The sequence below is a fragment of the Methylocella sp. CPCC 101449 genome (assembly GCF_031921685.1).
GTDB lineage: Bacteria > Pseudomonadota > Alphaproteobacteria > Rhizobiales > Beijerinckiaceae > Terripilifer.
Window position 1 is genome coordinate 145,062 of the sequence record NZ_JAPDHU010000004.1, and the last position, 22,245, is coordinate 167,306.

General features: G+C 62.3%; 25 protein-coding genes. 10 read left to right on the forward strand and 15 right to left on the reverse strand.

Features of this window, described 5'->3' with window-relative positions; translation table 11 throughout:
• The first annotated feature begins 25 nt into the window (after positions 1-25).
• Positions 26-505 (forward strand): bacterioferritin, encoded by a 480-nt coding sequence (bfr, locus tag OIM99_RS25315; protein WP_311853300.1) that lies wholly within the window; start codon positions 26-28, stop codon positions 503-505.
• 96 nt (positions 506-601) lie between these two features.
• Here the strand turns inward: bfr and OIM99_RS25320 are convergent, their stop codons facing one another.
• From OIM99_RS25320 to OIM99_RS25330, 3 genes are read right to left on the reverse strand one after another with little or no spacing between them, the layout of a single operon-like run.
• Positions 602-1,762 carry a mandelate racemase/muconate lactonizing enzyme family protein gene (locus OIM99_RS25320; RefSeq protein ID WP_311853301.1) on the reverse strand — a complete coding sequence of 387 codons (1,161 nt, stop codon included), beginning with the start codon at positions 1,760-1,762 and terminating at the stop codon, positions 602-604.
• Positions 1,759-3,099: a C4-dicarboxylate transporter DctA gene (dctA, locus tag OIM99_RS25325; protein WP_311853302.1), complete on the reverse strand. Its 1,341-nt coding sequence runs from the start codon at positions 3,097-3,099 to the stop codon at positions 1,759-1,761. The genes OIM99_RS25320 and dctA overlap by 4 nt, the downstream gene beginning before the upstream one ends.
• Positions 3,099-3,917 (reverse strand): alpha/beta fold hydrolase, encoded by an 819-nt coding sequence (locus OIM99_RS25330; RefSeq protein WP_311853303.1) that lies wholly within the window; start codon positions 3,915-3,917, stop codon positions 3,099-3,101. The genes dctA and OIM99_RS25330 overlap by 1 nt, the downstream gene beginning before the upstream one ends.
• Before the next feature lie 125 nt (positions 3,918-4,042).
• Here OIM99_RS25330 and OIM99_RS25335 point away from each other — a divergent pair, with 125 nt between their 5' ends.
• Complete coding sequence (locus OIM99_RS25335) at positions 4,043-5,068, forward strand: LysR family transcriptional regulator (protein ID WP_311853304.1); 1,026 nt, start codon at positions 4,043-4,045, stop codon at positions 5,066-5,068.
• Here the strand turns inward: OIM99_RS25335 and OIM99_RS25340 are convergent.
• From OIM99_RS25340 to OIM99_RS25355, 4 genes are all read right to left on the reverse strand, one after another.
• The gene (locus OIM99_RS25340; protein WP_311853305.1) at positions 5,052-6,137 is read right to left on the reverse strand and encodes a glycoside hydrolase family 3 N-terminal domain-containing protein; all 1,086 of its coding nucleotides are present in this window, start codon (positions 6,135-6,137) and stop codon (positions 5,052-5,054) included. The two genes, OIM99_RS25335 and OIM99_RS25340, sit on opposite strands and share 17 nt — an antisense overlap.
• 72 nt (positions 6,138-6,209) lie before the next feature.
• Complete coding sequence (gene hisG / locus OIM99_RS25345; protein WP_311853306.1) at positions 6,210-7,175, reverse strand: ATP phosphoribosyltransferase; 966 nt, start codon at positions 7,173-7,175, stop codon at positions 6,210-6,212.
• Positions 7,172-8,317, reverse strand: coding sequence for an ATP phosphoribosyltransferase regulatory subunit (locus OIM99_RS25350; RefSeq protein WP_311853307.1), 1,146 nt, complete (start codon positions 8,315-8,317; stop codon positions 7,172-7,174). The genes hisG and OIM99_RS25350 overlap by 4 nt, the downstream gene beginning before the upstream one ends.
• Positions 8,318-8,421: 104 nt before the next feature.
• Positions 8,422-8,928 carry an RT0821/Lpp0805 family surface protein gene (locus tag OIM99_RS25355; RefSeq protein WP_311853308.1) on the reverse strand — a complete coding sequence of 169 codons (507 nt, stop codon included), beginning with the start codon at positions 8,926-8,928 and terminating at the stop codon, positions 8,422-8,424.
• Positions 8,929-8,970: 42 nt separating this feature from the next.
• On the opposite strand from OIM99_RS25355, the gene pdxH reads away from it, so the two are divergent.
• The 5 genes from pdxH to OIM99_RS25380 all read left to right on the forward strand — a co-directional run bounded on the left by pdxH (position 8,971) and on the right by OIM99_RS25380 (position 11,865).
• Positions 8,971-9,585: a pyridoxamine 5'-phosphate oxidase gene (gene pdxH, locus OIM99_RS25360; RefSeq protein ID WP_311853309.1), complete on the forward strand. Its 615-nt coding sequence runs from the start codon at positions 8,971-8,973 to the stop codon at positions 9,583-9,585.
• 12 nt (positions 9,586-9,597) lie between these two features.
• Positions 9,598-10,041 (forward strand): NUDIX hydrolase, encoded by a 444-nt coding sequence (locus OIM99_RS25365; protein ID WP_311853310.1) that lies wholly within the window; start codon positions 9,598-9,600, stop codon positions 10,039-10,041.
• A 38-nt stretch (positions 10,042-10,079) separates the two neighbouring features.
• Entirely contained in the window at positions 10,080-10,484 is a 405-nt protein-coding gene (locus OIM99_RS25370) for a TIGR02301 family protein (RefSeq protein ID WP_311853311.1), read from the forward strand.
• 63 nt (positions 10,485-10,547) lie between these two features.
• Positions 10,548-10,808, forward strand: coding sequence for a hypothetical protein (locus OIM99_RS25375; protein ID WP_311853312.1), 261 nt, complete (start codon positions 10,548-10,550; stop codon positions 10,806-10,808).
• Positions 10,809-10,890: 82 nt separating this feature from the next.
• The gene (locus OIM99_RS25380) at positions 10,891-11,865 is read left to right on the forward strand and encodes a tripartite tricarboxylate transporter substrate binding protein (protein WP_311853313.1); all 975 of its coding nucleotides are present in this window, start codon (positions 10,891-10,893) and stop codon (positions 11,863-11,865) included.
• A 33-nt stretch (positions 11,866-11,898) separates the two neighbouring features.
• Here OIM99_RS25380 and OIM99_RS25385 read toward each other — a convergent pair whose 3' ends face one another.
• Positions 11,899-12,774 (reverse strand): aldo/keto reductase family oxidoreductase, encoded by an 876-nt coding sequence (locus OIM99_RS25385; protein ID WP_409371565.1) that lies wholly within the window; start codon positions 12,772-12,774, stop codon positions 11,899-11,901.
• Positions 12,775-12,868: 94 nt separating this feature from the next.
• Here OIM99_RS25385 and OIM99_RS25390 point away from each other — a divergent pair, with 94 nt between their 5' ends.
• Positions 12,869-13,762 carry a LysR family transcriptional regulator gene (locus OIM99_RS25390; protein WP_311853314.1) on the forward strand — a complete coding sequence of 298 codons (894 nt, stop codon included), beginning with the start codon at positions 12,869-12,871 and terminating at the stop codon, positions 13,760-13,762.
• A 6-nt stretch (positions 13,763-13,768) separates the two neighbouring features.
• Here the strand turns inward: OIM99_RS25390 and OIM99_RS25395 are convergent, their stop codons facing one another.
• From OIM99_RS25395 to OIM99_RS25420, 6 genes are all read right to left on the reverse strand, one after another.
• Complete coding sequence (locus OIM99_RS25395; protein ID WP_311853315.1) at positions 13,769-15,127, reverse strand: SMI1/KNR4 family protein; 1,359 nt, start codon at positions 15,125-15,127, stop codon at positions 13,769-13,771.
• Positions 15,128-15,316: 189 nt separating this feature from the next.
• On the reverse strand, positions 15,317-16,354 hold the full coding sequence (locus OIM99_RS25400; protein ID WP_311853316.1) for a sulfate/molybdate ABC transporter ATP-binding protein: 1,038 nt from the start codon (positions 16,352-16,354) through the stop codon (positions 15,317-15,319).
• A gap of 8 nt (positions 16,355-16,362) precedes the next feature.
• The gene (gene cysW / locus OIM99_RS25405) at positions 16,363-17,235 is read right to left on the reverse strand and encodes a sulfate ABC transporter permease subunit CysW (RefSeq protein WP_311853317.1); all 873 of its coding nucleotides are present in this window, start codon (positions 17,233-17,235) and stop codon (positions 16,363-16,365) included.
• On the reverse strand, positions 17,228-18,076 hold the full coding sequence (gene cysT, locus OIM99_RS25410; protein ID WP_311853318.1) for a sulfate ABC transporter permease subunit CysT: 849 nt from the start codon (positions 18,074-18,076) through the stop codon (positions 17,228-17,230). The genes cysW and cysT overlap by 8 nt, the downstream gene beginning before the upstream one ends.
• Positions 18,073-19,134 (reverse strand): sulfate ABC transporter substrate-binding protein, encoded by a 1,062-nt coding sequence (locus OIM99_RS25415; RefSeq protein WP_311853319.1) that lies wholly within the window; start codon positions 19,132-19,134, stop codon positions 18,073-18,075. Before OIM99_RS25415 ends, cysT begins: the two co-directional genes overlap by 4 nt.
• Positions 19,135-19,274: 140 nt before the next feature.
• A complete protein-coding gene (locus tag OIM99_RS25420) occupies positions 19,275-19,751 on the reverse strand; it encodes an Rrf2 family transcriptional regulator (protein WP_311853320.1) in 477 nt (158 codons plus the stop codon).
• A gap of 77 nt (positions 19,752-19,828) precedes the next feature.
• On the opposite strand from OIM99_RS25420, the gene OIM99_RS25425 reads away from it, so the two are divergent.
• Both OIM99_RS25425 and OIM99_RS25430 read left to right on the forward strand, forming a co-directional pair.
• On the forward strand, positions 19,829-20,356 hold the full coding sequence (locus tag OIM99_RS25425; protein ID WP_311853321.1) for a hypothetical protein: 528 nt from the start codon (positions 19,829-19,831) through the stop codon (positions 20,354-20,356).
• A 273-nt stretch (positions 20,357-20,629) separates the two neighbouring features.
• A complete protein-coding gene (locus OIM99_RS25430; RefSeq protein WP_311853322.1) occupies positions 20,630-20,839 on the forward strand; it encodes a cold-shock protein in 210 nt (69 codons plus the stop codon).
• Positions 20,840-20,907: 68 nt separating this feature from the next.
• Here the strand turns inward: OIM99_RS25430 and OIM99_RS25435 are convergent, their stop codons facing one another.
• Complete coding sequence (locus OIM99_RS25435; protein WP_311853323.1) at positions 20,908-22,173, reverse strand: MFS transporter; 1,266 nt, start codon at positions 22,171-22,173, stop codon at positions 20,908-20,910.
• Between the last annotated feature and the right edge of the window lie 72 nt (positions 22,174-22,245).

Sequence of the window (22,245 nt, forward strand, 5' to 3'; positions counted from 1 at the left end):
AAGAATCCGGCCATGGGGATCAAGCATGCAGGGCGACCGCAAAGTCATCGACTATTTGAACAAGGGGCTCCGCAGCGAACTGACGGCCATCAACCAGTATTGGCTGCATTATCGCATGCTGAAGAACTGGGGCTTCAACGATCTCGCCAAGAAGTGGCGTGAGGAATCGATCGAGGAAATGGGCCACGCCGACAAGTTCGTGGACCGGATTCTGTTCCTCGAGGGCTTCCCCAACATGCAGTCTCTCGACCCGCTGAAGATCGGTCAGACGGTCGAGGAGATCATCTCGTCCGACCTGGCCTCCGAGATGAGCGCGCGTGCGCTCTATCTGGAAGCCGCCGCGTATTGCGCCTCGATCAACGATCGCGTCAGCAAGCTGTTGTTTGAAGAGCTGGCCTCGAATGAGGAAGAGCACATCGACTTCCTCGAAACCCAGCAGGAACTGATCCGCCAGGTCGGCGTCCAGCTCTACAGCCAGAAGCATATCGGCAGCCTTGAAAGCTGATCGCTCAGCCTCTCTGGTGCTGCAAAAATGATCGGGGCCTCGTTCCAATGGAACGAGGCCCCTTTTTTAAGCAATGCAACGTTCTTTCTATCCCGCTCAGTCGCAGCGGGCGGCTTTGAGATAGTCTTCGTCCAAAACCATGCCCCAGCCGGGACCCGTGGGGATGTGGTAATAGCCGCCGTCGAAGACTTGCGGCTGTTGATGCGCGATGAGCCGATAAAAGAACGGGTCACGCCAGGGCAGCATGACCTCTGCATAGCTGCCGTTCGGCACACCGGCCGACATCATCAACCCGATCTGCGGTTCGAGATGGGTCATCACGCCGACGCCGTAGCAGGAAGCGAGCATGGCCACGCGTCGCCATTCGGTGGCGCCGCCGCCCCAATAGGCGTCGAAATTGCAGATGTCGATCGCCTGCGCGTTCATTAGATCGCGGCACCCGAACCGCGACAGTTCGCTTTGTCCCGCGACGATCGGAACGCCGCCGATGGCACGCACCATCGCCAGGTCGGATCGATCATTTTCCCATCGGCAGGGCTCTTCGAACCAGGTGATGTCGAGTTCGGCTGTCCGCCGGATGAATTCCAACGCTTCCTGGCGCGACCAGCCTTGATTGGCATCGACAGCCAGCACGAAGCTGTCGCCGCCGGCTTCCCGCACCACGCGTGCCCGCGCGGCGTCCTCGGCTGGGCTCTTGCCGCCGACTTTCAATTTTAGGCCGGCAATGCCGAAGTGTTGGAGTTCGGCAACTTCGTCACGCAATGCCGGATGGTCGTCACCTTCGCGGTAGTAGCCGCCGAGCGAGACGACGGGGACGCGATCGCGGCAGCCGCCCCACAGCACATGGATCGGCGTGCCGAGAAGTTTACCGACCGCATCGTGCAGGGCATTGTCGATACAGGCCTGGGCCCGCAGTGCAACCCGGCGATCGGTGAGAAACGGTTCGGTCGCCTTGCGTGTCAGCGCCCAAGCTTCCTCAATGGCGGCGACGGGGCGCCCGATGAGCAGGGGTGCCATCTGCTCGTCGATCATCTTCAATATGGCCGGCTGCAACGCGTCATCGTTGCCATTGAAACACTCGCCGATGACACCGGCATCGGTGTGAATGCGGGTGACGATGGTGCAACGATGGGTCAGGACCAAGGTTGAGCCAGCCGCTTCTCGCTCCATCTTGACACGCAGCGGGATGGTCTCGATGCGGGTGATGCGAAAGTTTCCCAGCGCGATTTGATGGTGTGGCGTAGTGATCATGTTCATGCTTGTTCCGTTTGCTGCATGTGTGGCTGAGGCACCGGCTCGGAGCGTGCCGCCCATTCCTCACGAAAGGTCGGATCTTCCAAATAGGCATCGAATTTGGCGCGGTCGAACGCATTCTCCCATTTGGCGATGACGAGTGTGGCAACCGTGTTGCCGATCATATTGGTGATGGAGCGCGCCTCCGACATGAAGCGGTCGACACCAAGCAGGACGCCAAGGCCACTGAGGGGCAGTGTCGGCACCGATTGCAAGGTGGCGGTCAGTTTGACGAAACCCGCGCCCGACACCGCCGCGCCGCCCTTGGAGGTGAACAGCAGGATCGCAAGAATACTCAATTGCTGCCACAGCGACAGGGGCGTGTCGGTGGCCTGCGAAATAAAGACGACCGCCATCGACATATAGATTGCCGTGCCATCGGTGTTGAAGCTGTAGCCAGCGGGCAGAACCATGCCGACCACGGAGCGCTCGCACCCGGCGTTCTCAAGCTTCTGCAGAAGACGAGGCAACGCCACTTCCGACGAGGATGTGCCGAGGACCAGCAGGATTTCCTCTTTGATCAGCCGCAGGATCTTGAAGATCGACAGTCCCGCCATGGCGGCGATACCGGCGAGAACGACGAAGATGAAGAACAGGCAGGACCCAAAGACCAGCAGCACGAGTTTCATCAGGCTGAGCAGTGTCGAACCGCCATGGGTGCCCACCGTGTAGGCCATCGCTCCGAATGCGCCGAAGGGCGCCAGATGCATGACGAAGCCGAGCATGCGAAAGAATAGTTTTTGAATCTCGGCGATCACATCGAGCGTGCGCGAGGGCCGCTTGGCGAGCGTCGTCGCGGCGACGCCAAACAGGATGGCGAGCAGCAGGGTCTGTAGGATTTCGCCCTCGGCGAAGGCTGAAACGAACGTCTTGGGGATCAATGCCATCAGGAAATCGACGATGCCACCGGCCTTAGCGGCGCTCTTTTCGAAATTGCTGATCGCGGTCGCAGCCGCACCTGTTGCCGGACCCGTGGCGTGCAGGCCAGCGCCGGGCTGGAAGGCGTTGCCGACGATCAGGCCGACGGCAAGGGCGAGCGTACTGACCACTTCGAAGTAGATCAGCGCTTTCGTAGCCACCCGACCTAGTTTGCCGAGATCGTGAATCTGCGTGAGACCGAGCACAACGGTGGTGAAGATGATCGGGCCGATCAGCGTCTTGAGAATGGCGATGAAGGCATCACCCATGGGCTTCATGGCGCGTCCCGTCTCCGGCCAGACAAGGCCGACGACGATGGCGATGGTGATCGCCACGAGCACCTGGATATAAAGCGGGCGGAAGGGAGCAAGCCATTTCAACATTATTTTCCCTCGTCTCGATGACTTGGAACAAGCGTTCGATAGAATGTCGTCACCTGTTCCAGGACGGCTGCGGGCTTTTCCGCGGCCATGAAGTGCGCGGCGTCGATTTCGGCCAAACATGGACGTGCCAACAAAGCGGCGGCGCGGCGCGCCATTTCAGGCGGGCGAACGCGATCGCGTTGCCCCGCCACAAGCAGAACGGGGCATGACAAGGCGCGTAGCGTGTCCTCGATGTCGAGGTCGAGCAGGGCTTCGTTGTGCCGCGCGAAACCATAGGGATCGTTGCTCAAGTAACGCGCACGGTACAGCGCGCGCGCTTTGCCGTCGTCGGGCGGCCAGGCGCGGTCCAAGGTCAGCGGCAAGGTGGCACGCAAGCCCTGCGTATCGGTCTGCCGGGCGCGTGCGCGCATCAGATCGGCACGCTGCGGGTCGACCTCCAACGCCGGGCTCAAGAGCGCGAGCGAGGCGATTTGCGTGCGGCGGCGCCCGGCCAGCATGACCGCTTGCGCTGCGCCCATGGCAGCGCCCATGACATGCAGCCCCTGCGACGGAAGCAGCTGGTCGACGAGTGCTTCAAGGTCGTCGACGAGCTCATTCAAACTGAACGGTTGCCGCACCTTTTCGGAGCGGCCGGCACCACGTTGGTCGTAGCGCAGCACGTGAAAATCACGTGCCAGTGCCGGTACGATGGCGTCCCAGCTCTCAAGACTGCCGCCGATCTCGTGGATCAAAAGGAGGGCCGGTCCCTCGCCTTCACGGGTGAAGCGCAAAGTGACGCCGTTGACCTCGGCCCAGCCGTCTTCGTGCGTCGTTTCCACCCCGGTCTCCCGCACAATCTCATGACAAAGAGTCTTGCGCTCCATGGAGCCGTGAATATCGGCGGCATCTGCCATATACAAATGCTATAATTATATAAACAGTGATGCCGAAGAGGTATGGATTCATGGACCTGCGTGCGTTGCGTTATTTTGTTTCCGTTGGGCAATTGGGCAGCGTCACGCGCGCGGCCCAGGCCTTGAACATCGCGCAGCCGGCGTTGAGCCGGCAGATCCATAAGCTCGAACATGAGCTGAACGTCACTTTGCTGCTGCGCAAGCCGCGGGGGATGGAGCTGACGCCGGAAGGCACGCGTCTGCTCAGGCGGGCCGAAGCGATCTTCCGATCCGTTCAGGATGTCACCGAGGAGCTGCGAGCCGGCACGCTGACCGAAAACGGTCGCGTCTCCCTCGGGGTGCCGCCCGCCACGGGGGCGCTCGTGGTGCCCGCCCTGGCGCGTGCGTTCCGCGCGGAGCTTCCCCAGGCAACGCTTCACATTCGCGAGGGCGTCGGCAATTGGCTGACCGATTGGGTTTTGGAGGAACAGGTCGAGGTGGCTTTGATCCACAATCCGCCGCGCCTGCCGGAACTAAGGGTCGTGCCGCTGATCACCGAACACATGGTTCTGGTGTTGCCGCACAAGAGTGTCAGGACCGATTGGCCGGTACCGCGCGTGCAAAGGTTGAGCCTCTCCCAGGCGGCGCAACTGCCGTTGATTTTGCCGACCCATCCGCATACCAATCGTCTGCTCCTCGACGGGGTGCTGGCGCGTCAGGGACAGTCCCTGCGTCCGTTCATGGAAGTGGATAGTGTTGGCATTACCAAAGCCTTGGTCGAGGCCGGATTGGGCGCGACCATCTTGACCCATGCCGCTGCCTATCCCGATGTTCTGGCCGGACGCCTACGAACGATCTCGATTGAGCGTCCGCCTTTGATCTCGACACTGGCTCTGGTCAGCTTGAAGCAGCATCATCGCACGGCCTTGCAGGATCGCGTCGAAAAGCTGCTGCGCGAAACACTGTCACTGCTGGCGCGGCAGGGGCGGCTGCACGGCGTTTTGGCAACGTCCAAAGTACTCGTCGACGCTCCTGCGCCGCCGACGAGCAAAGCGCTCGGTCGTTTGAAAAAGGGAGCGGTCAAACCGTCTGTTTGAGGCGGGCGAGCCGCGCCGCCGAGGCTTCGATGCGCCCGGCGGGAATGCGGCCGCTGGCGACAGCGTCCTTCACCGAGGCGATCATCGTCGCCGCCAGATTGGGATCGGGCGTGCGTGAGTTCGACAACAACAGAAGATCGTTGCCGGCGGAAATGGCGCGGATCACCGCTTCGCTGAGCGTATAGGACGAGCGGATCGCCGCCATATCGAGGTCGTCGGTCATGGCGACGCCTTGAAAGCCGATGTCGCGGCGCAGGACGCCTTCGATGGCCGTGCGCGACAAGGTCGCCGGCTCGCCGCCGGTGATGCGCGCATGGGCGAGATGCCCGCTCATGACGATGTCGATATCGCCGCTGCGCGCCATGCGGCGGTAGGGTTCGAGTTCATCGGGCTTCCACGTTCCCGTCAGATCGACGGGTTTTTCGTGGCTGTCGACCAGGGTCGAGCCATGGCCGGGAAAATGTTTCAGGGCGGTCAGCACGCCGGCGCTGCGATGACCTTCGACGAAGGCCGATCCATAGGTCGCGACGGTGGCGCCATCCTTGCCGAAGGCGCGGCCCCATTTGGCGATGATCGGATTGCGCGGCTCGAAGCCGAGATCGACGACCGGCGCCAGGTTGAGATTGAAGCCGGCGGCGCGCAGTTCGCCCGCCATGGCGGCATAGATACGTTCGGCATTGGTCGGCTCGCCGCGCGCCGCGATGGCCTGCGCCGGCTGCACGGCATTATAGCCGCTCTTGGCTCCGAGCCGTTGAACGGCGCCGCCTTCCTGATCGACGGCAATCAGCGGCTTGAACTGACGGCCAGACGAAGCGAAGAGGCGCGTCAGGCTTTCGATGCCCTGGCGCGAGCGCGTGTTGTGGCCGAGGAAACAGGCACCGCCTGCTTGGCCCGCCGCGATCTGCCGCGCCAATCCCTGCGCGCCGCCCGCATCGCTTGCCGCGCCGGAGAAACCGAGGATCAGCATCTGGCCGATCATCTGATCGTCGGCGGCGGCGCTGGCGCGTGTCACGTAAGGCGCAGCCAGCGCGGAAGAAGCGGCAAGGAAATGGCGGCGAGACAGGCTCATGAATCATACCCCGTGGGAAGCACCGCACCGTGCGAGGCTGTCGCGTCGAGATTATGGCGGGTCCGCCGCGACTTAGCCGATTCGCCGGACCAGCTTTTCGTAGAGAGGATTGACGGCGCTGAACACATAATCAAGCGAGCCGACGGTGACGTGTTGCGCGCCTTGCGCGATCAGCCAGTCGGCCAAAGCCGGCGTGCGCTCCACCGGGCAGATCAACGAGACGATGTCCGCATGGCTGCCGAGGATGGCGCGCGCCTGGAACAGGCTTTCGGCCCGCTCGGTGTAAGTGGCCGCGCTGTCGGCCAGGCGTGCCCGCACCTCGCGCGACGTCCGCGCTTCCTCTTCCGCGAAAATGCGGCCGAGAATGCTTCTGGCGGCTTTCCGGGTGGCGTCGTTCCAATCGGCTTTCACCGAGGCCACGAGATTGGCTTGCGATTCCAGCATCACGCCATCGTCGAGCACTTTAAGAGCATTGGCGCGCAAGGTGGCGCCGGTCGTCGTGATGTCGACGATCAGTTCCGCCTGGCCCGCCGCCGGCGCGCCCTCGGTGGCGCCGAGCGATTCGACGATGCGGTAATCGGTGACGCCCATCTCGGCGAAATAGCGCTGCGTCAGGTGGATATATTTGGTCGCCACGCGCATGCGTTCGCCGCGCCGCGCCCGATAGCTGGCGGCGACGTCGTCGAGATCGGCCATGGTCTTCACGTCGATCCACGCTTGCGGCACGGCGACGACCACATTGGCGTGGCCGAAGCCGAGCGGTTGCAGCAGTTCCATGCGCGCGTCGGCATCGGCCACGGTTTCGCGCACCAGGTCTTCGCCGGTGACGCCCATGTGGACATTGCCGGAGGCAAGCTGCGACACGATTTCGGAGGCCGAGAGGAAAGCGATTTCGACGCCGCTCACTTCGGCGATCAGACCGCGATAGTCACGCGCGCCACGCCCCTGCACCAAGGTGAGGCCGGCGCGGCCGAAAAATTTCGCGGTGTTTTCCTGTAGCCGACCTTTCGATGGCACGGCGATGACGAGGTTGCTCATGCTTTGGCTCCCGCGACGTCGAGCCGGTCGCACCAAATGGCAGCACCCACAGCCGGAATGTCGGCATCGGCGCCCAAGGTCTTCAGCAATCCGTCATAGCGGCCGCCACCGACGATCGGCCTGTTGTCGCTGCGCGAGCGATCCTGCGCCTCGAAGACGAAGCCGGTGTAGTAGTCGAGATTGCGGCCGAAGCGGGCGGAGAAATGCAATTCGCCGATATCGAAGCCGCGTGCCGCGATGAAGCCGAGCCGCGCCTCGAACGCATCGAGCGCCGCCGCCAGATCGAGCTTGGTGTCGTCCGCCAAAGCGCGCAATTGCTGGGCCGCATCGTCCGGGTTGCCGGCGATGGCGAGATAGCGCTCGATCACGACGCGCTTTTCGGCAGCTAGCGCACTGCCAGCCTTCAGCGAAGCCTGTTCGAGGAAACGCTCCGCAATCTCGCCGGCCGTGCGGCCGCTCACCGAGGAAATGCCGGCGATCGACAGAAGATCTTCGACGAGCGCGCGGGCGCCCTGCTTGTCGGTGCCCTCGAGCGCCGCCAGCACGCCTGAATGATCACCGCCGTTGCCGTTCTCCGGCAGAGCGAACAGGGCATCGAGCGACTGGCCGCGGGCATGGCCGCGCCGGATGCGGCGCAGCCACACGGGCGGCAGGTTTAGAATGTCGAGCAGGCGGGTGAACAGGCCTGTGTCGCCGATGCGCACCGCCAGCGGTCCGCCATGGGCAGCGCGTGCCGCCTCCAGAGCCACGGTAAAGATTTCCGCGTCGGCCGCTTCCCGGTCGCTGCGCCCGAAGCTTTCCAGCCCCGCCTGGTTGAATTCCACCGGGCCCGTGGGCCGGTAGCGGAACACAGGGCCGAGATAGGAGAAGGCGGCCGGCTTACCGGCGGCCGAGGCCAGATAATCGCGGCAGACCGGGATAGTATATTCCGGCCGCAGGCAATATTCGGCGCCCGATGCGTCGGTCGTCAGATAGATACGGCCACGGATGTCCTCGCCCGACTGGTCGAGAAAGACCGAGGCCGGTTGCAGGATGGATGGCTCGGCACGGACATAGCCCGCCGCCACGAGACGGGCGATCAGCGCGCTCTCGCGTTCGGCAGTCTGGTCCTTGGCGGTCTGACCCTTGGACGGCGCAGTCACGGTAAAATCCTCAAATTTGCGCTTTCTCTTATCAATTGAGAGACGCAGAGGCGAACGGTTTTGCGCTGCAAGGTGAACGGAAATTGCTGCCCGTTCTGGCCCGATCAGGCCTTTTTCCAGGGAGTCACGGGGCCGAGAGCCCAATCGCCGGATTTGTCGCGGCAGGCGGTGCCTTGCAGGGACTGTTCCGGATGGGAGCCGGAGAGGTCGGCGACGAAGGACCGGCAGATCTTGTCGTCCACCGGCTTGGCCTCGCCGACGGGGCGGAAAACCCCCTTGGCGCCAGATTTCGGATTGTCCCAGGAGACCGGCAGGCCGTTGCCCTGCGGGTCGAGCGCCACGCCCATGGCGCCCTTGGCCCGGCGCCAGTCCTCCGAGTCGAGTGACGACGACAGCGGCGAGGGCGACAACGAAGAAGCTGGCCGGATCGATCCGGTCACGTCCGGATCTTCCTTGGCGATGAAGGAGGGGAGCGGAATCGACGTGGCACAGCCGCCGAGGCCGAGGGCGAGACCGATCAGCACGCCAATCGGTGCGATGGAACGCAAACCCGCGACGACAAATTGGCGGTTTTCGCCTATATCAAGGCTCGGAAAGGGAAAAACGCGCAACTCTGAAATCCATTACAAAGAACTTGCCAGGGAAGTTAAACATTGAACCAGTTAACAGCGGGTGACTTCACCGATGCCGCCGAGCCTTTCGCCCTGTTTGGCGACTGGTTTGCCGAAGCGATCAAGTCCGAGCCCAATGATCCGTCCGCCATGGCTCTGGCGACAGTCGATCCCGCCGGCCTGCCCGACGTGCGCATGGTGTTGATGAAGGATTGGGACGATCGCGGTTTCGTCTTCTATACCAATCGCGAAAGCGCCAAGGGCGGCGAACTCGCGGGCAGTATGAAGGCGGCCGCCAATTTTCATTGGAAGAGCCTGCGCCGGCAGGTGCGCGTGCGCGGCCCGGTGGAACAGGTCACCGATGCCGAATCCGACGCCTATTTTTCTTCGCGGCCGCGCGATGCCCGCATCGGCGCTTGGGCGAGCCAACAGTCGCGCCCGGTCGAATCCCGCTTCGCTTTCGAGAAGGCGATTGCTGCTTACACGCTGAAGTTCGGTATAGGCGAAGTACCGCGTCCGGCCTACTGGGTGGGCTTTCGCATCCGCCCCGTGCAGATCGAATTCTGGCATGATCGTCCCTTCCGCTTGCACGATCGCATCACCTTCCGCCGCGACAAGCCGGAAGGCGATTGGCGCAAGGAACGGCTGTTCCCGTAAGGCTTCTGCACCATGACCGACAATCGCGATTATCCGCCCCGTCCCATTCTCGCCGCCAGCGCCGCCGTCTGGCGCGGCGGCAAGGTTCTGCTCGGCGCGCGCCGGCTGCCGCCCTTCGATAAAATATTCAGCCTGCCTGGTGGCCTCGTCGAAACCGGCGAGACCTTGGAACAGGCTGCCGTGCGTGAGGTCGAGGAGGAGACGGGCGTACGCGCCGAGATCGTCGCCTTCAACGGCTGGCGCGAAGTGATCACCCATGACGATGACGGCCGCGTCAAACGGCACTATGTCATCGCCTCTTTCGCGGCGCGCTGGCTGTCGGGCGAAGGCACCGCAGGCGATGAGCTGGGACAAGTCATCTGGGCGGACGAAGCGCATTACGCCTCGCTCTCGCTGACGCAAGGGCTGGCCGAACTCCTGGCCAGTGCTCGCATGTTGGTCGACAAACCGGCGTAAGGCGGCAAACCTTGAAACGATCGGCGCGCTTCCCTGCGATGGCTCTGCTAAGCTTGGCTCTGGTTTTCAGTGGGCCACTGGCCAATGGCGCGTTGGCGCAGCAAAAGCCGCCGGCGGCAGCGGCACCCGCGCCGGATACCGCGCCGCCTTATGAGCGGCAACTGCTGCGGCTTTCCGAAATTCTCGGCGCGCTCGCCTTTCTGCGCGATCTCTGCGGCGCCAACGACAGCGCCGAATGGCGCCGGCGCATGACCGCCCTGATCGAGGCGGAAGGGCTGACGGAACCACGCAAAGCGCGCCTGGCCGGGGCCTTCAACCGGGGCTTTCGCGGCTATGAGCAGACCTATCGGTCCTGCACGCCCAACGCGCAATTGATCATCTCGCGCTACCTCGACGAGGGGCAAAAGATCGTTCGCGAGGTCGCCAACCGTTACGGTGGCTAGCGTTAACCTTTTTTTTATTCGATGGTCGCAGTCGCGGGCAGGGGTGACTAAATTGACCCCACGATGACAACGCCGCCGAACACCTCTCTCGTCAATGAATTCAACGCCGCCGAGCAGCGCCGCGAGGCCCTTGGCTACTTCACCGAAGCCTTCGCGGAAGCGGTGCTGGCGGGAATCGAGAGCGGCTGCTTTGCCCATGCGGCGCTGGACGCGGCCTTCCGCGAACTCGTCGGCATTCACGGCGAGGAGCAGGTCGCCAAATTCGCCGAGCGTCTGCCCGAGCGCATTCGCCACGGCGAATTCTCGCTGACGCGCCGCCATTAACGTCCCGACAGTCTCGACAGCGCTCATTCCCCCCGACATGATCGGGTCGACGCAAATATGCGCGGTAATGGGGAGGAATATAATGCGCTTCAGCCTATCTCGTGGGCTCCTGACTTTGGGCGTTTTGGCCATCATGGCCGGCACCGCGGTCGCCCAGACTTTTCCCGACAAACCGATCCGTATGATCGTGCCTTATGTGGCGGGCGGCGCGACCGATGCGGCCGCGCGGCTCTTCGCAGCGAAGCTTCAGGAGCAGATGAAGGTTGCGGTCGTCATCGAGAACCGTGCCGGTGCAGGCGGCAATATCGGGACAGACAACGTCGCCAAGTCCCCGCCCGATGGCTACACCATTCTCTTCAACATCAACGGCCAGGCGATTTCGCCGTCGATCTATAAGTCGCTGCCTTTCGATGCCGACAAGGATTTCATCCGCGTCACGCAGCTTGTCGCGACATCGACGGTGATCGTCGTTCATCCGAAAGTGCCGGCGAAGAATTTGCAGGAGCTAGTAGCCTTGGCGAAAGCCAAGCCCGGCGTTCTCAACTATGGCTCGACCGGCATCGGCAATTCGCTGCATCTGACGATGGAGCTGTTGAAGAAGGAAACCGGCACCGACATCCAGATGGTGCCGTTTCGCGGTGACGCGCCGCTCTTTCAATCATTGCTGACCGGCGACATCGAAATCGCTCTGGTGCCGACATCGGCGACCAAGCCGCATATCGAATCCGGCGCCGTGCGCGCCATCGGCATCACCACGGCGCAACGCACGCCCTCCATGCCCGATGTGCCGACGATCGCCGAACAGGGCCTGCCGAATTTCATCGTCGCGGGATGGATGGGTCTATTTCTGCCCACGGGCACGCCGCGCGCCATCGTTGATCGCTATTGGAAGGAATCGAAAGCCGCGCTCGAAGCCTCGGATATGAAGCAGCGTCTCGCTACGATGGAATTGCAGCCGGTGGGCAACACACCGGAGGAATTCGACAAGGTGTATCGTGATGACCGGGCGCGCTTCGCCCGTGTCATCAAGGAAGCCAACATTCCGCTGCAAGATTGAGCGTGAGGCCGGGGCTTGCCCGGCCTCGCACATTCACGCGGAAACGGCGCCGCCGATCGTATCCAATTCTTTCAGAACGTCTTCCGACAAGGCCATGTCGGCGACCGCGAGGTTCTGTCGCAAATGGGCCACCGACGACGTGCCGGGGATGAGCAGGATATTCGGCGAGCGCTGCAGCAGCCAGGCGAGGGCAACCTGCATCGGCGTGGCGCTGAGGCGTTGCGCGACCGCCGAGAGCGTCGAGGATTGCAACGGGCTGAAACCGCCGAGCGGGAAGAACGGCACGTAAGCAATCTCGTCGCGGGCAAGATCGTCGATCAAGCCGTCGTCGTCGCGATGCGCCAGATTGTATTGGTTCTGCACGCAGACGATGTCGCAGATGCGACGCCCTTCGGCGATCTGCGTGGGCGTGACATTGCTTAAGCCGATGTGCCGGATGAGGCCTTGTCGCTGCAAATCGGCGAGCACGGTGAGCGGCGCTTCGATCGAGCCTTCGGCCGGCCCATGCGTATCGAACATGATCCGCAGATTGACCACGTCCATCACGTCGAGATGGAGATTGCGCAGATTGTCATGCACGGCCTGCGTCAGTTCGGCCGGCGAAAAGGCAGGCAGCCACGAAGCATCCTCGCCGCGCCGCGCGCCGATCTTGGTGACGATGACGAGGTCCTTGGGATAGGGCGCCAAGGCTTCCCGGATCAGCCGGTTGGTCACGTAAGGACCATAGAAATCGCTGGTGTCGATGTGATTGACCCCGGCGGCGATGGCCTCGCGCAGGACGGCGAGCGCGCCAGCGTGATCCTTGGGTGGGCCGAAAACGCCAGGGCCGGCGAGTTGCATGGCGCCATAGCCGAGACGCTTCACGCTGCGGCTGCCGAGGGAAAAAGTACCAGATTGTTCAAGAGACATGATCGAGCTCCGTGCCAGACCGCCCCTAGCTAGTCACTCGCCATACGTGCGATAATATAGGATAATTGGCACAAGCTGTGCGGAAAAGCGAACAATGAAGGTCGACCTCAGTGATCTGAACGCCTTCGTGGCCGTGGCGCAGGCCCAGGGCTTTCGCGAAGGTGCCCGCATCAGCGGCATGAGCCCGTCCGGCCTCAGCGAGGCGGTGCGCCGGGTGGAGGAGCAGCTCGGCGTCAGACTGCTTCACCGCACTACCCGCAGCGTCGTGCCGACGGAAGCCGGCGAGCGCTTGCTCGAACGCTTAAGTCCCGCCTTGAACGAAGTGGAAGCGGCGCTCGATGTCGTCAACAATTTCCGCGACCGGCCGGCGGGCACGCTGAAGCTCAATGTGCCGACCGCCGCGGCGCGGCTGGTGTTGCCGGCGATCGTGCCGCCCTTCCTTGCCGCTTTTCCCGATATTCGTCTCGAGGTCACGGTCGAGGACGGCTTTGTCGATGTGGTCGCCGCCGGGTGCGATGCCGGCATCCGCTATGAGGAAAAACTAGAGCAGGCCATGATCGCCGTGCCGATCGGCCCACGCGTCCAGCGCTTCGCCACGGCGGCGGCGCCATCTTATCTCGCCCGCCACGGCCGCCCGATGCATCCGCGCGATCTGCTGAACCACGCCTGTCTGCGCGGCCGCTTCGCCAGCGGCGTGACGGCGCAGTGGGAGTTCGAGCGAAACGGAGAAACCATACGCGTTGATCCGACGGGGCCGCTGCTTGTCGGCATCGGCGCGGGCGCCGATCTGGTCGTGGACGCCGCCATTGCTGGCAGTGGCATCATCACCCTCTTCGAGGATTGGTTACGGCCCTATATGGCAAGCGGCGTGCTCGAACCCGTGCTGGAAGACTGGTGGCAAAGTTTCTCCGGACCTTTCCTCTACTATCCGGGGCATCGCCTCGTGCCGGCACCGTTGCGCGCTTTCATCGACTTCATCAAGAGATGAGCCGGTCTACTGAGTATCCGGACGAATATTGAAAAGATCGAGCGCGCCCGCATCCTGCTCTTCGATGCCGTCGAGAAGCGCCCTCATCATCTCGTCAAAACCGTTCTGCTCATAGACGAGTTCGAACGCACCATCGTGGTTCCACACATAGACGTGCCCGTAATTGTCGCCAGGCTCGATATGCAGCAGCAAGGCATTGCTGGCATTGTTGGGTTCGGCGATGGGGATCAAATGGGCGAGTGAAACGCCGTATTCCTCGCGGAAGGCGTCGGCCGCCTCTTCCACGCTCTCGGTCATGGTGAGGAAATTCACCACATCCGCGTGATGTTGCGCGAGTTGTTCGGGCGCGTGGAAGTGCAGACTGGCATCCTCGTGCGGCGCGCGCACGAAGAGAACGCTCTTGCCGCGTGTTTTCAGAAAGGCGCGATAGTCGTCGGGGAAACGGCCGGCAAAAGCGTGTTCGGCTTCCGAGATCGCGGCTGCGTTCGCCGGTGTGTTGCTCAGGCTCCAGCGCCAAGAGGCGCGTTTTGCAGCCGTGTCTGCCGCCCGCCGCGCCGCATAGGACGCAAAGGAGGGGCGTGAGGTGATCGATGTGTAATGGCCGAAATGGATATAGCGATAGATGTCGTCGAAAGCGTCTTCCTCCCGCTCCGGAAAATGGTCGCAGAGGATATTGGCCCGCAGCACCGTGCGGTCCGTATCAATTTCCGCTTCCAGAGCCTGCTCGATCGCTGTCAGCGCGGCCATCGCATCGCCGGCCATGAGAGTGCGCCGGCACAGCAGTTCGAGCACATAGGCTTCGACTTTCCGCGGGCGCAGCGACCAGGTGTAAAATCCGGTGCCCGCGGCTTTGCACGCCCAGAGGCCGTCGCGCGCCTGTTCGCAGAGCGCCAGCGCATCGGCGGCGCCTGTTGCGGAAGCATAGTGCGCGCGTGCCCATAAGGCGACGGGCTCATTCTCGGCGGGCGTGTCTTTCAAGGCCGCGATACATTGCGCTTGCACGGGCACGGGATCGGCGAACATCGCCAGCAACACTTCATCTAGCGCCTTCTGCCAATCGGGCTTCGGCGTGTCGTCACCTTCGAGATCGCGCAAGGTATATTCGGTGTGGTGGGTTTCCACATAACCGGACTGACGCAGTTTTTCGGCCTCATCACGGTAAGCGGAAACCCCCTCATGCGTCGTCGGATAATCCTTGCGCAGGAACTCGCCAAACAGATTGCCGTCGACTTCGTAGCTCGGCCGGCCGTTCGGATAATCGGCGTAATTGATCTTTCGCGCGTAGATGCCCATCAGCACATCGGGCGTGTACAGCAGCAATCGGTCGTCGCTCGGCGCTTTGTGAAAAAATTTCGCGAAATACATTTTGCCTCGGCTAGAGTCTTTCACCGTTTCAATGAAACGGTGAAAGGCCTCAGGCTCTTGTTTTGACGCGTTTTCTTTACGCGAACCGGAAGCCACTTCGCTCGAAAACGCTTCAATGAAAGCCGAGGGTGGCGCGATTTCATGACAGGTTCAAGTCACGCCGCATTATGTGCGGCGCGCTATGAACGATCAGAAAATATGCGCTGAGGTGAATTTCATCGATACGCGTTCGCCAATCGCCGGGGCCACCGTGCTGGCGAGGTCGAGTTCCAACCGCTTGGCATAGCCGCGCACTGCCACTTCCAGCCGGCGCACCGCGCCATTGCGGCGGATGCGTTCGACGATGCCTGGGAGCGCCAGCGGGCCGTTGTCGGCGAGCTTGATGTGCTGCGGACGCACGTAGAGCGAAGCAGGGCCGCTGCGATTCAAGCCGATGCCGCCAAACACAGGTGTATCATCGAAGAAAGCCTGGCCGCCGGCGACATGGACGGGCAGCTTGTTGGCTTCGCCGAGAAATTCGCAGACGAAGGCATTTTCCGGCATGTCGTAGACCGCATCCGGCGAACCGATCTGTTCGATGACGCCCTGATTGAGGATCGCCACCTTGTCGGCAAGTTCCAGCGCTTCTTCCTGATCGTGGGTGACGAACACCGTCGTCTGGCCCGTGCGTTCATGCAGTTCGCGCAGCCAGCCGCGCAGGTCCTTGCGCACCTTGGCATCGAGCGCGCCAAACGGCTCGTCGAGCAGCAAGACGCTGGGTTCGATGGCGAGCGCGCGCGCCAAGGCAACGCGCTGACGCTGGCCACCGGAGAGTTGGGTCGGAAAGCGCTTTTCAAGGCCGGCCAATTGCACCAGATCGAGCAGATGGCCGACCCGCTTGTGGATCTCGGCGGAGCTCGGGCGCTCTCGGCGCGGCCGCGCGCGCAGGCCGAAAGCGATATTCTCGAAGACGGTCATGTGCTTGAACAGAGCGTAGCTCTGAAACACGAAGCCGATCCGGCGATCGCGCAGCGACAGGCTGCGCATGTCGGTCGCGTCGAAGAACACCCGGCCTTGATCGAGTTCCTCCAGGCCGGCGATGGCGCGCAGCAGCGTGGTTTTGCCCGAGCCCGAAGGACCAAGCAAAGCGACCAGCTCTTGTTGTTTGACCCGCAGCGAAACGTCGCGCAGCGCCGGATAGGCACTGAACTGTTTGTGGGCATGTTCGATGGTGATGGAGACGGACATGATCCTGCTCAACGGTGCGAAGATGCGGCGATCGCATCGGCGTATCGCCATTCCAGGAAGGTTTTGAGGACGAGGGTGACGAGCGCCAGCCCGGCCAGCAGCGAGGCGAGGGCGAAGGCAGCGACACCGTTATATTCGTTGTAGAGAATTTCGATCTGTGTCGGGATGGTCGTCGTCACGCCACGGATCTTGCCGGAGACGACGGCCACCGCGCCGAATTCGCCCATGGCGCGGGCGTTACAGAGCAGCACGCCGTAGAGCAGGCTCCACTTCACATTCGGCAGCGTGATGGTGAAGAAGGTGCGCCAAGCCGAGGCGCCCAACGTCAGCGCCGCTTCCTCATCATCTGTGCCCAGCGCCTGCATGTGCGGGATCAACTCGCGCGCAACGAAGGGGAAGGTGACGAAGATCGTGGCGATGACGATGCCGGGAACCGCGAAGACGATGGCGAGATCATGCGCCTTCAGCCAGGGGCCGAAATAGCCCTGCGCGCCGAACAGCAGCATATAGCTCAAGCCGGCGACGACCGGCGACACGGAGAAGGGCAGATCGATCAGGCTGACGAGCAGGCTCTTGCCCTTGAACTCGAATTTCGCCACCGCCCAGGCGGCGGCCACGCCGACGATGATGTTGAACGGCACGGCGATGGCGGCGACATAAAGCGTCAGCCAGATGGCCGAAGCCGCGTCGGGATCGGCGAGCGCCGTCAAATAGGCCTCCCAGCCGCGCTTGAAGGCCTCGGCGAAGACGGAGATGAGCGGCAGAAACAGAAAGAGCCCGAGAAAGACAAGTGCGCAGGCGATCAGCACCACGCGGGTGGGAAGGGATTCGCCGGAAATCTCCCGATCGGGCGCGCGCGGCGCGAGTGTGATGTCAGACATGACCGAGCCTTTCGCGGCCCCAGGCCTGGACCAGGTTCAAGACGAGGATCATGACGAAGGAGACGATCAGCATCATCATGCCGATCACGGCGGCGCCGGCGTAGTCGAACTGTTCGAGCTTGATGACGATCAGCAGCGGTGCGATCTCCGACACCATCGGAATATTGCCGGCGATGAAGATCACCGAACCATATTCGCCGACGGCGCGGGCGAAGGCGAGGACGAAGCCGGTGAGCACGGCCGGCGCGACGGCGGGCAGGATGACGCGAAAGACCGTGCGCAGGCGGCTGGCGCCGAGCAGAGCGGCGGCTTCCTCGATCGAGCGTTCGCTCTCGGCCAGAACGGGCTGCACCGAGCGCACGACGAAGGGCAGGCCGATGAAGATCAGTGCCACCATCACGCCCAGCGGCGTGTAGGCGACTTGAAAGCCGAGTTGATCGGCGAAGGCGCCGACCCAGCCGTTCGGCGCATAGATGGCGGAGAGCGAAATGCCCGCCACGGCGGTCGGTAAGGCAAACGGCAGATCGACGGCCGCGTCGATCAGACGCCGGCCGGGAAACTTATAACGCACCAGGATCCAAGCGATCAGCAGGCCGAAGACGGTGTTGACCAGCGCAGCGATCAAGGCGGCGCCAAAGGACAGGCGCAAGGCCGCGAGCGTGCGCGGCGAAGTGGCGATGGCGACGATATCCGTCCAGCCGGCGCCGGCGGCACGCAGCATCAAAGCGGTGAGGGGGATCAAAACGATAAGGCACAACGCGGTGAGCGTTGTGCCGAAGGCGAGGCCGAACCCGGGGAGGATGCTCGGCTGTCGCCATCTCGTGGAGGCTGCGAGGCTCATCGGGCCGGCTTGTAAAGCTGGTCGAACGTGCCGCCATCGTCGAAGTGCGTCTTGGTCGCCTTGGCCCAGCCGCCGAATTCGCCGTCGATCGTCACCAGATCAAGCTTGGGGAAGAGTTCGACATCCTTCGGATCGGCCGCTTCGACATTGCGCGGACGATAATGGTTCTTGGCGATGATCTTCTGCGCTTCCGGCGTATAGAGGAATTCAAGATAGGCCTGTGCCGTGGCGCGGGTACCCTTCTTGTCGACATTGCCGTCGACGATGCTGACCGAGGGTTCGGCGAGGATCGACAGGCTCGGTACGACGATGTCGAACTTGTCCTTGCCGAATTCGTCGAAGGCGAGGAAGGCTTCGTTTTCCCACGACAGGAGCACGTCGCCGAGGCCGCGCTGGGCGAAGGTGGTGGTCGAGCCGCGCGCGCCCGTGTCGAGCACCGGGACGTTGCGCAGGACGGCGGCGATATATTCGCGCACCTTGGCTTCGTCCTTCAGATTCTTGGTCGCCCAGGCCCAGGCCGCGAGATAGTTCCAGCGCGCGCCGCCCGAGGTTTTCGGATTGGGGGTGATGACCGATACGCCGGGCTTGGCGAGATCGCCCCAGTCCTTCAGACTCTTCGGATTGCCCTTGCGGACGAGGAAGACGATGGTCGAGGTGTAGGGGGCGGAGTTCTGCGGCAGGCGCTTCTGCCAATCCTTGGGGATCAAGGTCGAACGCTCGGCGATCGCATCGATGTCGCCAGCGAGCGCCAGGGTGACGACGTCGGCATTGAGGCCGTCGATCACCGTGCGGGCCTGCGAGCCTGAGCCGCCATGCGATTGGCGGATGGTCAGCGTCTGGCCGGTCTTGGCCTTCCACTGCGCGATGAAAGCCGTGTTGATGGCGCGATAGAGTTCGCGGGTCGGATCGTAGGAGACGTTGAGCAGTTCCTGCGCCCGCGCGCCCCAGGCCACGAAAAACACGAACGCGAAGGCAGCGATAATAGAGACGATATCGACGATCCGTCGCAGCCGGCCGATGGGCGGCACGGCGGTAGCTTGCGGACGACTGGACGACATGACGGCACCCCTTTGTCTTTAATGCCGATAATGTTGATCCATTCTATCAACTTTGCAAGTCTGTTTTTTATTTTTAATAACACAACAGTTGTGTGAAATGGGCGTACCCTCTTATCCGCCTTTAACGCCCCGTTCTCTGCTTAAATGCCGGCGCCCATATAGAGTTCCATCTCCTGGGTGGAGCCGTTTGCTTTCGCCTCTTCCGCATGCCGCATGGCGCTCGCAAGCGAAATCTTTTCAAGCACTTCCAGTTGTGCCGTAAAAGCCTCGGCGAAACCGGCACGCAGCGCGCAGGCGATTTCGTCGGGGCAATCCTCGCAACGCCGGTAGGAATGGCGCGAGAGGCAGGAAAGAGGGGCGATGGGACCATCGGTCACGCGCAAAACCTGGCCGATGGAGATTTCTTCCGGCGATCGGCTCAGAAAATAGCCGCCCTCCTTGCCGCGCCGGCTGGTCACCAGGCGGTTGCGCTTCAGCTCGAGCAGGATCTGCTCAAGAAAGGCACGCGGGATGTTTTCCTGCTCGGCGATCTGCCGTGTTTGCACGGTTTCGCCCGGCGCGGCACGCGCCAGGGCAATCAGAGCTTTGAAGGAATAGCGGGCTTTCTGCGAGATCATCCGCCCTGGTTAGCCGAATTCCCGAAAAAAGGCATCATCCCGTTAGGTCGCTGGCCGCGAACCGTTATCATGTGCCCATGGACGCAAGACAGAAGCCTGCCCGCCGCCCGCCGCCACCTCCGGTCGAAACTTTTTCTCCGCGCTCTGGCGATCTCGATGCCTTGCCGCCGCGCGTCGCCGAAATGCGCGAGCGCATTCTGGTGGCGACGCGCTCGGGGGATATCGAACGTTTGCGGCCGGCGATCGAATGGAACGAAACGCTGCCGCTGTTCGCGCGTGGGGACGATCGGCCGAGGTCGTTCGCCACGGTGATCGACTTCCTCAAACGCTATTCTTTCGACGGGCACGGTCGCGAAATCCTCGCCCTGCTGCAGGCGGCGTTTGAGAACGATTATGTGAAGAGTACGCGGGGCAGCACGGTCAGTTACATCTGGCCGCATTTCGCCGCGGTGCAGAAGCCCGATCCGACGGCGGACGAGCGTCTTGCCATGTATCGCTGCGTCCGCTTCGCCAATCTCGCTTTGACCAATGACATCGGTCTGCCGCTCATGCAGCGCGCCGGCATCGGGGAAGACGGAACCTGGCACTATTTTCTCGCCGGCTAGAGCCAAACGCGTATCCGGCAAACGTATTTTTGCCGCCGGCTTTTCCCTGATTGCGGCCCGGAGCCTTATGACGATTTCGTCAAATCTGGATGACATCACGTTTTTTGTGATGGGTTGAAATGTTCGTATATATATCGTAACAAGATCTATCGACTTTGGCCTGGATGAAGGCCGTCTGGCCGATCCGGCAGGCGCGTTCTCTACCAATATCGAAGTCCGGGGGAGGGGCGTGAGTTCCTGATCCGGACGCCTGTCTGGTGAAAGGAACTGAGAATGAACACTGGAACCGTGAAGTGGTTCAACGAGCAGAAGGGCTATGGATTCATCCAGCCCGATAGCGGCGGCAAGGATGTCTTCGTGCATATCTCGGCGGTGCAGGCAGCCGGCATGCATGGCTTGAACGAAGGTCAGAAGATCTCATTCGAAATCGTCACGGATAAGCGTTCGGGCAAGGCCGCTGCTGGTAATCTCAAGACGGAGTAAGGCTCTTCGTCACTCACCGCTTTTATCGCCGGCCATGGGCCGGCGATCGTATTTTGGAGGGGCCGCCGTCAGTTGCTCGCATGCGCGACGGGATAGCGATACTTGCCGAGGAAGGCCATCATCGCGATGACGACGAGCAGGGCGACGATGAAACCTTCGAGCACCGGCGTGTAGGACTGCGCCTGTTCGAACGACAGGCTCACCAGATAAGGGCCAACGCCCGAGCCGATGACGAAGATGGCGAAGAGAACGCCATAGATGGTGCCGATGGCGCGTAAGCCAAAATAGCGGCTAACGAGGAAGCCCATCAGATCGAGTTCGGCCCCAATGCCCAATCCGCACAGGATGGCTGCCACGTAAGGCACCGGACCGCTCGCGCCCGACAGCAGCAACAAAATGCCGAACACCGGGAAGCTGAAGACGGCCATGGCGACGGAGGGGCCATGATATTTATCGAGGCAATAGCCGACGAGAACGCGGCCGACAATCATTGCCAAACCGGCGATCGACATCACCGTTGCGGCGGCCTGAATTGAAAAGCCGCGCTTCATGAGAATGACGACCAATTGCGCCAGCACGCCGTTGATGGCCATCACTGCCAGCGAAAGACCGACCACCAAAAGCCAGAATTGCCGCGTGCCCGTGATCGCTTGCGCTACGGTGAGCCCCGGCAGCGTTTCCGATCCCAGTTGCGGCGTGGTTTGCGAGCCGGGCGCATCGCGAACGAAGAGCGCCACGGGAATAAAAGCCAGAACGAAGATAAAGGCGCCGAGCCCCAGATAAGCGCCGCGCCAGCCATAGTGCGTCATCAGCACAGCGACATATTGCGGCAAGAGAGCGACGCCGAGGCCGACGCCGGCCATGGCGAGGCCACAGGCCAGGCCGCGTTGCCGATCGAAACGACGCGAAATGACTTTCACATAGCCTGTCGGCGCTTGGATAGCGCTGAACGCGCCCTGAAGGGCGAACAAGGCATAGATGAGCGGCAGCGATGGCTGCATGAAGGCGAGCGCCGCGGTTGCCACGGCAAACAGCGTGATGAGTGGCAGCATGACGGGCCGCACGCCATATTTGTCCATCATATGCCCGGTCCACGGCGTCACCACTGCCGCGGCGATTGTGAGAATGAGCAGTGCGGCGGAGAAAGAGCTTTGGCTTATGCCGAGATCCGATGTGACCGGCCCGACGAACGTTCCGAAAATGAAAATGGTCGTCGCGCCTTGCCCGGCGATCATGCCGAGGACCGAGCCGAAGACAACCCACCATCGGTTGGCGAAAAGGCCTGCGGCGGATGGCGCGGCATCAACGGCCAGATCATTGTGAAGAGACGTCATCTCTCCCTCCCTTTGAGCGTCCAGAACCCTTGGCCAGGATCTCGAATACGGCGATAGAAAATTGCAAAAGGC

What these genes read in the sequence shown, in the direction of transcription:
- bfr (WP_311853300.1), top strand. Translation starts at nt 26, where the DNA reads ATGCAGGGCGACCGCAAAGTCATCGACTATTTGAACAAGGGGCTCCGC.
- OIM99_RS25320 (WP_311853301.1), bottom strand. Translation starts at nt 1,762, where the DNA reads ATGAACATGATCACTACGCCACACCATCAAATCGCGCTGGGAAACTTT.
- dctA (WP_311853302.1), bottom strand. Translation starts at nt 3,099, where the DNA reads ATGTTGAAATGGCTTGCTCCCTTCCGCCCGCTTTATATCCAGGTGCTC.
- OIM99_RS25335 (WP_311853304.1), top strand. Translation starts at nt 4,043, where the DNA reads ATGGACCTGCGTGCGTTGCGTTATTTTGTTTCCGTTGGGCAATTGGGC.
- OIM99_RS25340 (WP_311853305.1), bottom strand. Translation starts at nt 6,137, where the DNA reads ATGAGCCTGTCTCGCCGCCATTTCCTTGCCGCTTCTTCCGCGCTGGCT.
- hisG (WP_311853306.1), bottom strand. Translation starts at nt 7,175, where the DNA reads ATGAGCAACCTCGTCATCGCCGTGCCATCGAAAGGTCGGCTACAGGAA.
- OIM99_RS25365 (WP_311853310.1), top strand. Translation starts at nt 9,598, where the DNA reads ATGACCGACAATCGCGATTATCCGCCCCGTCCCATTCTCGCCGCCAGC.
- OIM99_RS25370 (WP_311853311.1), top strand. Translation starts at nt 10,080, where the DNA reads ATGGCTCTGCTAAGCTTGGCTCTGGTTTTCAGTGGGCCACTGGCCAAT.
- OIM99_RS25375 (WP_311853312.1), top strand. Translation starts at nt 10,548, where the DNA reads ATGACAACGCCGCCGAACACCTCTCTCGTCAATGAATTCAACGCCGCC.
- OIM99_RS25380 (WP_311853313.1), top strand. Translation starts at nt 10,891, where the DNA reads ATGCGCTTCAGCCTATCTCGTGGGCTCCTGACTTTGGGCGTTTTGGCC.
- OIM99_RS25385 (WP_409371565.1), bottom strand. Translation starts at nt 12,774, where the DNA reads ATGTCTCTTGAACAATCTGGTACTTTTTCCCTCGGCAGCCGCAGCGTG.
- OIM99_RS25390 (WP_311853314.1), top strand. Translation starts at nt 12,869, where the DNA reads ATGAAGGTCGACCTCAGTGATCTGAACGCCTTCGTGGCCGTGGCGCAG.
- OIM99_RS25395 (WP_311853315.1), bottom strand. Translation starts at nt 15,127, where the DNA reads ATGTATTTCGCGAAATTTTTTCACAAAGCGCCGAGCGACGACCGATTG.
- OIM99_RS25400 (WP_311853316.1), bottom strand. Translation starts at nt 16,354, where the DNA reads ATGTCCGTCTCCATCACCATCGAACATGCCCACAAACAGTTCAGTGCC.
- cysW (WP_311853317.1), bottom strand. Translation starts at nt 17,235, where the DNA reads ATGTCTGACATCACACTCGCGCCGCGCGCGCCCGATCGGGAGATTTCC.
- cysT (WP_311853318.1), bottom strand. Translation starts at nt 18,076, where the DNA reads ATGAGCCTCGCAGCCTCCACGAGATGGCGACAGCCGAGCATCCTCCCC.
- OIM99_RS25415 (WP_311853319.1), bottom strand. Translation starts at nt 19,134, where the DNA reads ATGTCGTCCAGTCGTCCGCAAGCTACCGCCGTGCCGCCCATCGGCCGG.
- OIM99_RS25420 (WP_311853320.1), bottom strand. Translation starts at nt 19,751, where the DNA reads ATGATCTCGCAGAAAGCCCGCTATTCCTTCAAAGCTCTGATTGCCCTG.
- OIM99_RS25425 (WP_311853321.1), top strand. Translation starts at nt 19,829, where the DNA reads ATGGACGCAAGACAGAAGCCTGCCCGCCGCCCGCCGCCACCTCCGGTC.
- OIM99_RS25430 (WP_311853322.1), top strand. Translation starts at nt 20,630, where the DNA reads ATGAACACTGGAACCGTGAAGTGGTTCAACGAGCAGAAGGGCTATGGA.
- OIM99_RS25435 (WP_311853323.1), bottom strand. Translation starts at nt 22,173, where the DNA reads ATGACGTCTCTTCACAATGATCTGGCCGTTGATGCCGCGCCATCCGCC.